This is a genomic window from Ruminiclostridium cellobioparum DSM 1351 = ATCC 15832 (genome assembly GCF_000621505.1).
Taxonomy (GTDB): domain Bacteria; phylum Bacillota; class Clostridia; order Acetivibrionales; family DSM-1351; genus Ruminiclostridium; species Ruminiclostridium cellobioparum.
In genome coordinates, this window is record NZ_JHYD01000009.1 from 1 (window position 1) to 13,116 (window position 13,116).

General features: G+C 41.9%; 12 protein-coding genes. 2 read left to right on the plus strand and 10 right to left on the minus strand.

All coding sequences use genetic code 11. From position 1 onward, the window contains the following. Positions 1 to 118: 118 nt before the first annotated feature. From T344_RS0105595 to T344_RS0105605, 3 genes are all read right to left on the minus strand, one after another. Complete coding sequence (locus T344_RS0105595) at positions 119 to 1,480, minus strand: ISNCY family transposase (protein WP_027627333.1); 1,362 nt, start codon at positions 1,478 to 1,480, stop codon at positions 119 to 121. 230 nt (positions 1,481 to 1,710) lie between these two features. Beyond that, the gene (locus T344_RS0105600) at positions 1,711 to 3,135 is read right to left on the minus strand and encodes a M56 family metallopeptidase (protein ID WP_027627884.1); all 1,425 of its coding nucleotides are present in this window, start codon (positions 3,133 to 3,135) and stop codon (positions 1,711 to 1,713) included. Between the two features lie 8 nt (positions 3,136 to 3,143). Continuing rightward, positions 3,144 to 3,503 carry a BlaI/MecI/CopY family transcriptional regulator gene (locus T344_RS0105605; protein WP_027627885.1) on the minus strand — a complete coding sequence of 120 codons (360 nt, stop codon included), beginning with the start codon at positions 3,501 to 3,503 and terminating at the stop codon, positions 3,144 to 3,146. Positions 3,504 to 3,732: 229 nt separating this feature from the next. Here T344_RS0105605 and T344_RS0105610 point away from each other — a divergent pair, with 229 nt between their 5' ends. Both T344_RS0105610 and T344_RS0105615 read left to right on the plus strand, forming a co-directional pair. Then, positions 3,733 to 6,096: a heavy metal translocating P-type ATPase gene (locus T344_RS0105610; RefSeq protein ID WP_027627886.1), complete on the plus strand. Its 2,364-nt coding sequence runs from the start codon at positions 3,733 to 3,735 to the stop codon at positions 6,094 to 6,096. An 87-nt stretch (positions 6,097 to 6,183) separates the two neighbouring features. Next, a complete protein-coding gene (locus tag T344_RS0105615; RefSeq protein ID WP_004623672.1) occupies positions 6,184 to 6,564 on the plus strand; it encodes an ArsR/SmtB family transcription factor in 381 nt (126 codons plus the stop codon). A 266-nt stretch (positions 6,565 to 6,830) separates the two neighbouring features. Here T344_RS0105615 and T344_RS0105620 read toward each other — a convergent pair whose 3' ends face one another. The 7 genes from T344_RS0105620 to T344_RS0105650 form a co-directional block, all read right to left on the minus strand. Further along, complete coding sequence (locus tag T344_RS0105620) at positions 6,831 to 8,696, minus strand: urease accessory protein UreH domain-containing protein (protein WP_027627887.1); 1,866 nt, start codon at positions 8,694 to 8,696, stop codon at positions 6,831 to 6,833. 98 nt (positions 8,697 to 8,794) lie between these two features. Further along, on the minus strand, positions 8,795 to 10,387 hold the full coding sequence (locus tag T344_RS27660; RefSeq protein ID WP_051571602.1) for a putative ABC transporter permease subunit: 1,593 nt from the start codon (positions 10,385 to 10,387) through the stop codon (positions 8,795 to 8,797). Then, positions 10,380 to 11,093, minus strand: coding sequence for an ABC transporter ATP-binding protein (locus T344_RS0105630; protein ID WP_027627888.1), 714 nt, complete (start codon positions 11,091 to 11,093; stop codon positions 10,380 to 10,382). The genes T344_RS27660 and T344_RS0105630 overlap by 8 nt, the downstream gene beginning before the upstream one ends. Next, entirely contained in the window at positions 11,086 to 11,307 is a 222-nt protein-coding gene (locus tag T344_RS0105635; RefSeq protein ID WP_027627889.1) for a hypothetical protein, read from the minus strand. The genes T344_RS0105630 and T344_RS0105635 overlap by 8 nt, the downstream gene beginning before the upstream one ends. Beyond that, entirely contained in the window at positions 11,294 to 11,617 is a 324-nt protein-coding gene (locus tag T344_RS0105640; RefSeq protein ID WP_027627890.1) for a DUF5345 family protein, read from the minus strand. The genes T344_RS0105635 and T344_RS0105640 overlap by 14 nt, the downstream gene beginning before the upstream one ends. Further along, entirely contained in the window at positions 11,604 to 12,140 is a 537-nt protein-coding gene (locus T344_RS0105645) for a sigma-70 family RNA polymerase sigma factor (protein WP_027627891.1), read from the minus strand. Before T344_RS0105645 ends, T344_RS0105640 begins: the two co-directional genes overlap by 14 nt. Positions 12,141 to 12,239: 99 nt before the next feature. After that, complete coding sequence (locus T344_RS0105650) at positions 12,240 to 12,893, minus strand: 4Fe-4S binding protein (RefSeq protein WP_027627892.1); 654 nt, start codon at positions 12,891 to 12,893, stop codon at positions 12,240 to 12,242. Positions 12,894 to 13,116: the final 223 nt, after the last annotated feature.

The following is a 13,116-nucleotide window of genomic DNA, read 5'->3' on the forward strand; positions in this document are numbered from 1 at the left end:
TTAGATTAACCTGATAAATTCAACTTTTGTGAAGTTATACACTTCATATTAATAAAAATTATAGAATAAATTGATCTTTGACACTTGAATATGTGAGTTACTTGGCCATTTTTGACCTTCAGGCCATTAATTTGGCTGCTTGCCGTAGATTATGGGCAAAGATACCCAGACCAGTCCACATTTGTGTTTTCCGGTATCCACTGAGCATGCTGCGATTTAAACCAAACCGACGCTTCAAACAACTGATTCGTCCTTCAATGCCTGAACGCCATTGTTTTAACCGTCGGAATGCTGATGTTTTTTCAAAGGCTTCCCGTTCCTTGGATTTTCTTCCGATTTTGGGTATACAGACATTTTTGACTCCTGCTGAATATGCCAACTTTTCGTTTCCTGAATCGTAATAACCTCGGTCAAGACTAATTTCCAAGGGGGTTTTCCCAAATACATCTACATGCTTTTTTAATGCATCGTTTACCAGGGTTTTATCGCAAGGATTGCCTTTGTATACTTGATAACCAGTTACTATGCCGCTTTCTGTTTCTTGTATTTGAAGCTTGTATCCAAACTCTACACGCTTGCCCAGCTTTCCTTTGACAATTGGTCGGGCATCAGGGTCCCTTAAACTGATGAGACGGTCTGAAAGTTTTGTATTGCCGTTGTTGACTGCTTCGCTTTGATTAATGATTTTCTGAACCTTATTGACGGTGTCTAGAAGAGTTCCTCTGAGTTTGATGTCTTTTTCTGTCTCAGGAATAAGCTTCTTTGCCAAGCTGGTTGCTTTGCTTAATACCTTGCGAGCTTCCTCTGCAATCATTCCAGTAATTTTACGAACTTCAGTGCGTGAATCCTCTGATCTTCGGCGAAGAACTTTGTTAATTGAAAGCATATGCTCCTTCATTTTACGGTTCGATTTCGTACTTTGTTGGGAAGCCTTTCCACATGCTCGTTTTATGCGGGTGACTGCTTTTGTTAGCTTTTTTACACCTTCGTAAAGCAGGCCCGCATCCGTGGGGTGGACGATATTTGACTCCACTACGGTTGTATCAATGCGAGTTTTTCTTCCTTTAAGAAGTTTTTTCTGTACTAATGATTTTAATAGTCGCTGATTCATTTCATCGATGACTTCTTCTCCATATTTGGTGGTGATTTTCATCAGTGCAGTTGCATCGGGCACCTTTTGTTCGATGGGTATACGGCAGAAAAAACGAAACATTAGATTATGAGTTACTTCCGGAACAATATCTTCATAACTCAGGCCTGTATAATGCTTAAGAAACATCAATCGAATATAAACCCTGACGGGAACCGTAGGACGGCCTCTTTGAGTATTAAAGCTGCCTACAATGGGTTCTTCAAAGGATTCGTCTTTGAGCAATTTGTCTATTTGTTCAAGTTCAGGGGTCAATTTATACGCCACTTTAGGAATAAAAACTTCTGCAACAGATGGCTGCGTCCATTCTGGATAATCGAGTATAAGCATAAGATATCACCTATTGTAAATTTTGTATTATGCTGTATATTTCGACATTCAGCATGCTAATTCCTGCCACAAACTCACTATATTCAAGCTTTTCAAGGAACAATTTATCAGGTGAATCTAGTTAATAATTAGTTTACAAATTTTGAATTTCAGGGCATATAAAAAAGGTTATGGTCAGATTTTTTTAATCTGTCCATAACCTTTTAATAAAAACGGCTGAAACCACGTCTTTAAGAGGTTTGTTTCTTATTCTGGATCCAGAGTCTTGTAATCCTGTTATTATTTACAGCCACGCTCCCGACTATGGTGCCGTCGGCGTCCTTTAAAGCTATGTATGCATCGCTGCCTGCAGGATCTGTGGTACCTGTATTATCTGCGTTACCTGTATTACCTGTGGCAATTATTTCACCATCTGCATCCTTTACGGTAACTTTTCCGTTTTGGCCGATTTCGGCACGGTACAAGGGGGGCCTGGCAGCCTTCCCGTATTTCAGAATCTCAGGAACGGCAACCTCCAGTTTCTTAATGACATTTCCGTCGGCATCGGTCAAATCAGCCTTGCCGTCACTGCCAAGAACTGCTGTGCTTACCACTTTGCCCCCGGCATTTTTCACGGTAATTCTGCCATTTTCACCAAGCTGGTAACTGTACCTGCCGCCTTCTGCAGTACTGAATTCTCCGTTTAATTTGAAAATGAAATTCGCCGTGCTCTTTATAAAAACAGAGGCCGCACCTGTAATCAGCAGCAGAGACAATATTATACTTATTACTGAGGTCTTCCGGAATTTCATAATTGAAATTATTCTTTCTTCTGTGGCATTTCTGCTGAAATTGCTGTAAAGCGGAGTAAACCCGGATTTCCTTTGGGCCATTTCAATTAATGACATGGCGTAGTCCGTTTTTTTATTCTTACCGTATATCCTGATTACCTTTTCATCGCAGGCAATCTCCATATCCCTGTTCGACATTACATACATAACCCATACCAAAGGGTTGAACCAGTGAAAGCAAAGCGTAAAAACAAGTACGAATTTCCACAGGGCATCAAACCGTCTGATATGTACCAGTTCATGGGTGAGTATAAAATTCAGCTGTGCTTCATTATTAAAGTCCATCCGCTTTGGAAGTATGATCCTGGGCTTTATAACTCCATAAGTAAGAGGTGTTGATATTTTATCGGATATTAAGATTCTTATTTTCCGCTTAAGCTTTTGCTTACTCAGCCACTTATCAACAAAAAACTTGTCCCTGGCAGGCAGGGCGGTTCTTACCTCCCTGTGGCCCCTGTAAAGGAAAAAGGCGAATATGACGGCTGTAACAGCTGCTCCCGCCAGCCACACAAATATATATGCATCAAACAGTCGGGCGGTATTAATACCAAAATGCTCGGTACCCTGGAAAAAAAACACCCTTTTAATTTGATCTCCATTTGGCAGTTCAGTGGGTTTAAGGAAAATTCCGGTCAGATATTTTTTTAATATATTATTAATACCAAAATTCAAAGGAATTGAAAAAGGGATGATCAGCCTTAGCAAAGCTATACCCCAGAGCATTATGAACATGGTTTTCGGCAGTCTGTTAATGGTAAACAGCCTGATTAAAACTATTAATATAATAAGAATTCCGGCCGAAGCACTCATTTGCAGTATATCCATAAATAACCTCACTTCAGCTTCTCAACAAGCTGCTTTAGCTTGCCGATCTGTTCTTTTGTAAAGTTTTTGCTGTTAATAAAGGTTGAAAAGAATAATTCAGGAGAGCCGGAAAACATTTTATTTATCAATTCGGCGGTTTCCTGTTCCTGAACTTCTTCCTGGGTAATCAGGGCCCTGCATGTGAAATTTGGCTCCAGCCTTTCAATGGCTCCTTTATCTATGCACTTTTTTATTACGGTATATGTCGTGTTCCTGTTCCAGCCTGTTTCTTCCTTTAAAACCAGTGCAAGCTGCCCGGCGGTTAAATTGCCTTCTCTCCACAGTACTTCCATAACTTTTAATTCTGAATCAAAGAGTTTTATTTTCATAAAATAATCTCCGCATGACTATCGTAATAGTTTATTTATAGATAAATAATATATCTTTAGCTACGGGCTGTCAATGACTAATTGAGCAGTTTGGCTTCAAAACATATGAATATTCTTTCATATGTATGTTGACATTTTTAAAGGAGGAACATATAATAATATATGAACAGTTATTCATATATTCATTCTACTTAACTAAAAAAGTAACCGGGAAAGAAGGGATTTTAAAATGTCTGCAACAATAAAGAAAGAACTGCTGCTGGAAGGACTGGACTGTGCAAATTGTGCTGCCAAAATTGAACATAAGGTTAAAAGTCTGGATTCGGTAAGCACTGCTACGATGAATTTCATGACCAAGACCCTGACAATTGAAACCGCCGCCACAGCAGAAGTTCATGATGTCATAAATGAAGCCGTATCCATTATAAAAAAACTCGAACCGGATGTTACGGTGAAAGAAAAAAGAATGGCAAATGCCGAAAAGAAAACCTTGATGCTGAACGGACTGGACTGCTCCAACTGCGCTGCCAAAATTGAAAAGGAAGTCGGTAATATTGCCGGTGTGAAATCTGCAAATGTGGATTTTGTTTCAAAAAGACTGATTATAGAGTTTAACAGCAAACATGATGAAAAAAGGATTGTTGATGAGGTTTCGAAAATTGCCAGGCGCATCGAATCAGGTATAAAAGTTGCCGAGGAGGATAAAAATAGCAAAAAAGGAGATGAAGACGGTATCAACAGGTTGGAAATAGTCAAGCTTGCAATAGGAGCCCTCTTTTTCGGAGTGGGAGTGATATTCAGCTTCCCCTTTTGGGCAGAGCTTTCCCTGTTTTTGATAAGCTATGTGCTGGTGGGCGGCCAGGTTGTATTAAAGGCTGTAAAGAATATAATACGAGGCCAGGTGTTTGACGAGAACTTTTTAATGGGTGTAGCTACCATCGGAGCCTTTGCCATCCGGGAATTTCCCGAAGGTGTGGCCGTTATGCTGTTTTACCAGATTGGAGAACTGTTTCAGAATATTGCTGTAAACCGTTCCAGAAGGTCCATTAAAGCGTTGATGGACATCCGCCCCGACTATGCCAATCTGAAAGTCGGCAGTGAAGAAAAGACAGTATCCCCCGAAGAAGTGAAAATCGGTGATATTATCATAATAAAACCCGGTGAAAGGGTTCCTCTGGACGGTAAGGTACTGGAAGGCAAATCCATGCTGGATACTTCGGCCCTCACCGGTGAGTCGGTTCCACGGGAGGTGGAAGCAGGCAGCGACATATTATCCGGCTTTATCAACAAGAATGGTTTGCTCACAGTTGAGGTTACAAAAGAATTCGGTGAATCCACAGTTGCCAAAATCCTTGATCTGGTGCAGAATGCCAGCAGCAAAAAAGCTCCTACCGAAAACTTCATAACCAGATTTGCAAGATATTATACCCCTGTGGTGGTTTTTGCGGCACTTGCACTGGCAGTAATTCCCCCGCTTATAATTTCCGGAGCAGCTTTTTCAGACTGGATTTACCGAGCCCTGGTATTCCTGGTTATCTCCTGCCCCTGTGCATTGGTTATATCTATCCCCCTTGGCTTCTTCGGAGGAATCGGCGGAGCTTCAAAAAACGGTATACTGATCAAGGGAAGCAATTATCTTGAGGCATTGAACGCCGTGGATACCGTGGTGTTTGACAAAACCGGCACACTTACAAAGGGTGTATTCAAGGTAACAAAAGTTACCGACCACGGCATTATACCGGATATGACCATTTTGGAAGCTGCCGCCTATGCCGAGAGCTATTCAAACCACCCCATTTCCCAGTCCATTCTTCAGGCATACAATAATGCCTATGATAAGGAAATCAACAAGGATGAGATAGAAAATTATGAGGAAATTTCAGGACACGGCATCAGTGTTAAAGTCCGGGATTGCATAATTCTGGCAGGCAATGCCGGATTAATGAAGAAGGAAGCTATCGCTTATGAGGAAGTTGACGCTGCCGGAACTGTCGTCCATGTTGCCGTAGACGGTAAATACGCAGGACATATGGTTATCTCAGACGAAGTCAAGGACGATGCGGCAAATGCATTGAAGTCATTAAAAACCATCGGGATCAAAAAGCTGGTCATGCTGACCGGAGACAGCAAGGCTGTGGGTACAAAGGTGGGCCAGGCCCTCGGATTGGATGAAGTTCACGCCGAGCTCCTCCCCCATCAAAAGGTTGAAAAGCTGGAGGAACTTGAAAAAAACAAGTCACCTAAAGGGAAGCTTGTATTCGTGGGTGACGGCATAAATGATGCTCCGGTACTTGCCAGAGCGGATATCGGCGTAGCAATGGGCGGACTGGGTTCGGACGCGGCCATTGAAGCGGCAGACGTGGTCCTGATGACCGATGAGCCCGCCAAGCTTGTCACTGCCATAAAGATTGCCAGGAGAACCAGGGTTATTGTATGGCAAAACATCATCTTCGCACTGGGAGTAAAAGGAATTGTGCTCCTGCTTGGTGCGGGAGGCATCGCCACCATGTGGGAAGCGGTTTTTGCCGATGTAGGTGTGGCTGTTATTGCCATACTCAATGCCATGCGGGTTATGAAGGCTGAAAAGCTTTGATTCCCCCTCCCTGATCACTTTATTGTTGACAGCCGCAGTATTAAACAATATAATAATTATTTAAAATACACACTTAGGAGGGATCAAATGGATAGTAATTACCGGGATGATGATAATCAGAATATAGTCAGATGTGATTGCAACATTATTCATAATGATATTGTCGATAGGGTAAAAGAAATTATCCCCCAGGAAGAAACCCTTTATGATCTGGCAGAGCTTTTTAAAACCTTTGGTGATACAACCCGGATAAAGATTCTCTATGCCCTTTTTGCTTCTGAAATGTGTGTGTGCGATATTGCAGCACTTCTCAACATGACACAGTCGGCAATCTCCCACCAGCTCAGAGTTTTAAAGCAGGCAAGGCTTGTTAAATTCAGGAAGGACGGAAAGGTTGTCTACTATTCACTTGATGATGAACATGTAAAACACATATTCGATCAGGGTCTTCATCACATTTCAGAATAATGGTTTTAGCACGTCATTTGAGTAAATTTATCATTTTTCATGCACCGGTACAAATAGCACTCAGGCTTCTTCTTTAAACTGAAAAAGCTGTTATTCTTGTATTGGGTGCCATGGGTATAGCCACCATGTGGGAAGCCGTATTCGGTGATGTGGGAGTAACGGTTATCGCAATTCTCAATGCCATGAGAGCTATGAGAGTTGTAAAATAAAAATGAGTATCTCCATTCAAACGCAGAATTCAACGGCTGATCATAAATTATTTGACCCTAACCGCAGCAGCCTCCTGCTCCGGCCGGAGGTGTATAATTTTCAACTTCACCCTTTACCTCCTCCATGTCAACATTATTTATGTCATCAACCACCTTTACATAGCCATGAAGCATTCCCATCCAGCACTGGAAGGTAAAATCCTGTTCAGGCGTCAATAAGGGAGTCTCCTTCTGATTCTGCAGATCAAGCTGCCCCTGGTACTCAGGAAATACTACAACGTTATTACAGGAATTTAACTGTTCGGTATTGAATTTAATTTTTGCGGGAACACCCTTTTGTAAAATTACAACTGCCGGGGAATATCCATAGTCATTTACGGTAACTGTTACTTCCTGCCGGTTATCGGTTATTTTTGCAAGCTGTATATCGTCAGTGGGGATTTTCCCTCCTGCAAACTTTGTGGCTTTGGAACCGGCAGCACAGCATCCGCCGCCCCCCAGGGCTCCCAGGGAATTATCACCGGCTGCAACATCACTTGCATCTGCACCCGAGATATCACTGACCACCTTTATGTTGCTGGTGATCATACCCATCCAGCAGGTATAAACAAAGGTACCCTCCTTGTCGGGTGTGAACTCTATAACATTTTCTCCTGCAGCAAGCTTCTTATTTTCAATGCCGTATTCCGGAATGTTTATGCTGTTATTGCAGCCGTTCAGTTCACTTTGAGCAGCAGAAATCGTCCATTTTACGGGTATGCCTTTCTGAACGATTATGGGGGCGTACCGTCCTGATTCAAGCTGGGTATTCACTATCTGCACATCGCCTTCTAGCTTTGCTATCCCACCGGTGGCAGGCGTTGCTCCAAAAACGATGTTTGTATTGAAGCCCGAAAGCGCCAGGCCCCTGTTCAGCATTACAATTCCCAATATCAGCACAAGAGCTGCGCTCACTTTCATCATTCTGTGCGTAAACTTGCCGCTCAAAAATGAACTGACTGCTCCGAAGCCGAACATGAGCGGAACCGTTCCAAGGCTGAACAGGAACATTGATAAAGCACCTGCCATTATGCTGCCTGTGCCGAGGGCATATATCTGCATGGCCTGCAGCGGTCCGCAGGGCATCAGTCCATTTAGCAGTCCAACTACCAGCGGACCGCGGCTCCCGCTGTTTTCGTGAACTTTTTTGGCAAATATCTTTGGCATTCTGGGGTTCAGTTTTCTGAGCGCAGGGAAAATATTCAGCATATTCAAGCCCATGATAACCATAAAAACACCTGACAATATGGCAACTATGCCCTTGGCTGTCCCCGAGAAGCTGATAACAGAACCAAGGCCGCCCACAATACCGCCTACCAGGGTATAAGATATTACCCTGCCTGCATTGTACAATAAACTTGGTTTTAGTTTCGCATATTTGGAATCCCCGCCTGAAGCCTTATACTGGACACAGACAGACAGGTTAATGCCCCCGCACATGGCTACACAGTGCAGAGAGGTCAGCAGCCCTATAAAAAACAATATGCCGTATCCCATGGATTGGTCAACCTGTGGGATAAAATTAAAACCAACGGTATTCTTAACAAGCATGTATAGAGCAAAAATAATTACTACAATACCGGCTATTTGTCCAATTCCCGTTTTGCCGGTGTTTTTGCCCGGCACTTTGGCACCTGCGGTATTTATAGTAATATCCTCCGGCTTGTTTTTTACACTGTAATCCAGTTTTTCAACAGCCTCGATTATTTTATTTAAATTGGTTATATTCAGATCATAAGTAACATACACGTTTGAACTGCTGTAAATAGCTTTTACATCAACTATTCCGTCAAGTTTTTTCAGGGTATTTTCTATCCTTGTTTCACAACCTGTACAGGTCATACCGCCAACTTGAAGAATCTTTCTCATTGTCTTTTGTTCCATACGGTACCTCCATTCCTTCCTGCTTACTTTAACTGTAATTATTTTAGCACTAAGTTATGAAGATTTTATGGAGAGAAAAGAATTTCAGTTTAAGACAGTTACAAAGCCTTGAATAAGGCCGTACCTCTTCCCTTTAAATAACTTAAAGCCGCCGCATCTGCCGCCGCAACCGCAATAAACCAAAAAGCCTGGAAAACAACCGGGTTTGCCGGATTTACCATTGCAAAAATACCGAATGGCAGCAATATTGACAAAAAACCTGTCGCCAATGCCAGCATTACACTGGCGCTCTGCTTCACCGCTGCAACCTGAGTGTTCCATTCCAGCTTCGGAAAGTGAAGATTGATTATAAGTCCGGCAACTGCTATGAATACACAATAGCTGCAGCCCACGGCAACTATGAGCAGGTACTCCAAAATGCTAAATCCCAATACTGCCGTAAACACTGTCGAGCAGATTACCAGTATTGGCGCCGTTATAACCAGATTCAGCAATATTTTGCTCCTGAATATATCCATAGCCTTTAACGGCAGTGATTTGACAATCCACAGGTTTTTTCCCTCCAGTGAGATTGAAGGAGCAGTTGTACAGGTAAGCGCCACACAAAACACCATTGCCATGGTCACTATGAGGTCCATGGACATGTTAACCGGCAGCGCTGCTGTTAATTCATCGAGCTTTGATCTGCTGAAAATAAACATTACCAGTATAAGAACCATCATTACAGCTCCAAAGCCTGTATTTATCACATATATATAAGATGAGAAATATAAACTCACCTCTTTTTTAAACAAAGCCATTGCGGTGGTCCGTACCTGCAAATCAGTCATTTTATAATCGGAGGCTTTATATTTCTCCTGCATTTGTGAGTTTACCGCTTTAAAACTCCGTGCAAACAGCCAGACAAATATTATAAAAACTATAATTGAAATCACGGCAAATACCAGAATTGAAATAATGTCCATGCGCAGGGCGGCAGTTATCAATCCAAAGGGATAATAAATTGCCTTTAATGAGCTGATAATGTTTACCATGTTCTCAATATTGGCAGTCGTCAATGAATTGAGTGAAAACATTCCTCCCATAAACAATATGAGCAGAACAAAGGTTCCGACAATTAAAAAAAGATTTGTATGTCTGGATCTGGAGGATAACCTGCCAATGAACAGCGACAGGACTGCTCCTGCAATCACCGGGATCAGGCTGGCTAAAATCAGCAGCAATATTGCTGCAAAATAATAAGCCATTCCCACCGAAGTTTTTATTCCATATACCATCAGATACGGAAAACCTAAAAGTACGGCTAATCCGGCATTTGTTGAAACTATCATAAACAGTTTGCTGACTAATACTGCCCCCTGTGATACCGGCAGTGACATGAGCATGTCAAAATCCCTGAATGCAAACAAATATCCCGGTGCCTTGTATATGGACATAAAGAGGCAAACCAGCATGGACAGGGCCGTACCTGCAATAATCAGTATATCCAGAGCACCCTTCCCGGTCAGGAAATCCGATGTTACCCAGGCATACATACTCATTTGCACAAAAATCATGAGTATTACAAAAATTACCAGTCCCGACAAAAGACCGGCCTTCAGCTTTTCACCCTTTGTGGAGCTTTTGAGCAGTTTATTTATGCCTGATGAATTTATCAATTGTGCTTTAATAAGAAGTATTGTCCTATTCATTGTCAATCAACTCCATAAATATTTCTTCCAGTGTGCTGTCCCCTTTTACTTCGGCTGTATCTCCGCAGGCTATGAGCCTTCCGGCCTTGATAATGGCTATTTTATTGCATAGCTTTTCGGCCACTTCAAGTACATGTGTGGAAAAGAATACTGCTCCGCCATTGTCGCAGAGCTCTTTCAGAAATCCTTTCAAGGTGTGGGATGCTTTTGGGTCAAGACCTACGAAGGGTTCATCCAGAACAAGCAGGCCTGGCCTGTGAATAAAAGCCGATATCAAAGCCAGCTTCTGCTTCATGCCATGGGAATAGGCCGATATGATATCCCCAAGGCTTGAGGTTATCTCAAAGGCATCGGCATATTCTTTAATTGCCTCTTCCCTTTCCTTTTTGGAAACTGTAAAAATATCCGCAATAAAGTTCAGATACTGGATTCCTGTCATATTTTCGTACAGGTCGGGATTGTCGGGTATAAATGCCATTGTCTTCTTGCACTCCAAATCCTCGGTTTTAATTGATTTGCCGTTGATGAAGATTTCCCCTTCATTGAAGTCCAGAAGGCCTGTGGCACATTTTAGGGTTGTGGTCTTGCCTGCGCCGTTATGTCCTATGAACCCGAATATATCTCCCGGCTTCACTTCAAGAGACAGGTTATCTACAGCCTTCTTTCCATTTTTATATATCTTTGAAAGCTTTTCTATCCTAAGCATTTTTACTATCCTTTCTATCGCGTCTGATGACTGCAAAATAATAGACTATAAGCGGTGTCGGAAAGTTGGATATACCCCAAATTCCCCAAAGCCAGGGAAACCTTCCTCTTTTCTGAGCGTCTCTGAAAATCCAGATCCCCTGGAAGAAAACAAATAAAACTATTAACAATATCACCCATAAGGGGGGATTATTAAAAAAATCATGCCAGTTCATCTCTTCCACTCCTCTTTATAATAAGCAGTATCGTAGGCACTGTGAAGAACAATCCCTGGATCAATGCAAATAACAGGGCAGACAGCTGATAAAGCATTATCAGAGCTGCTATAACTGCAAGTGCGGTACAGCTGAACCAGGCTAGCTGCCTGTTGTTTTTTGATGCCAGCCTGGTCTGTTCATCCGAAACAAAGTCAGCCATAGTCATCAAATCAGGTGTCCCCAGATCCAGTTCATCAATCATTTTTGAAACTTCCTTTAATCCTTCTAACCCTTCTAATCCTTCGGCATTACTTTCATTCCTTCCCATAACCTTCCAGCTCCTTTCCAATACTCCTTATTGCATTTGAAAGCCTTGATTTTACAGTTCCTACCGGCACCCCAAGAGTTTTTGCTATGGCCTCATAGGAATAGTCAAAGTTGTATTTCAGTACTACAGGTGCCTTAAGCTTTGGAGAAAGCCTGTTGACCGCCTGTATCAAATCATCATTATCAAACAGATTATCTATTTTATTGTCATAGTCTTCAGAAACAGCAAGTGTGCTGCAGTAGCTCTCAAACAGCCGCTTCCTTCTGAGCCCTGTCAGCCATATATTCTTTGCTATTGTTATCAGCCAGGTACTGAAAGCCGCCCTGCTCTCATTATAAAGCCTGATTTTTTCAACAGCCCTGGCCATTGCTTCCTGGGTGATGTCCCGGGCATCCTCTTTGTTCAGGGTAAGTTTCAGGCAGTATTTGTAAACTATTGCGTAATTCTCCTGCAGCAGTTGAGCCATTGCATGCCTGTTACCTTTCCTGGCATTTTCCACAAGGTATTCGGATGGGTCCCCCAAGTTTTTTCACCACTCTTTTCGAACGTTCTATTAATTGTACCTTTATCATATGGGTTTTGTTCACTTTTTAAAAGATATATTTTTTCCTGTACGGGTATATCAGAGATATAACGAATTTTTAGGACATTTATCGACGCAAACTTTACATCTTATACAGTCCGGGTTTGTAACAACACCTTCATCCTTATACTTCCATACATCAATCCCCATGGGGCAGTTCCTTGAACATATTTTACAATTGATACAGGTGTTGGGCTTGAAGCTCACATGCTTTATTTTATCTTTTACCTTTGTGATTCCTGCCGCATAGGAAGCCAGAGTCCCCATCGGACAAATCCTGCACCAGGTTCTTTGATTATAAACTGTTCCTAAAATGATTGTCAGAGCTGTTGTTATAATAATCATTCTTACGAATACCATTCCAACAGCATTTATATTTCCCCATGACATAAAAATCTGAATTGCAAATCCTCCCAAAAGCAGGCATAGAAACAGCAGTCTGAACCATTTCATTCTTAAAAGCTCCGGAATGCGGAGTTTCCTGCTGATTTTGGAAATTATCATATCGTTCATACTTCCCCTGGGACAAAAATTTCCGCACCAATACCTGCCTTTAAAAAAGGACATAATAACCGGAGCCAGCATGCATATAATTGCTGCCATCCCCACCGCCGGAAAGAATACACCTGCTATGCAAAAAACAAGTAAAATGGTCCAGGACCATTTATGAACAAACTTACTCAAATCAATCATTTACAACCTCCTCTTCTTAATATACCCCCTCCAGGTATATCGACATTATAAATTTTGGAATTATATTTGTCAATCCTAATATTACAATATATGAATATACTATAATATTAGTACCTGTTTTGAATTCCTTATATAATGAAAAACTCGAAAAAGCCACGGAGGAAAACCTTTAATAAGGCCTTCTTCGTGGCTTGATTCATCTATTTCACATTGATATGGCTTT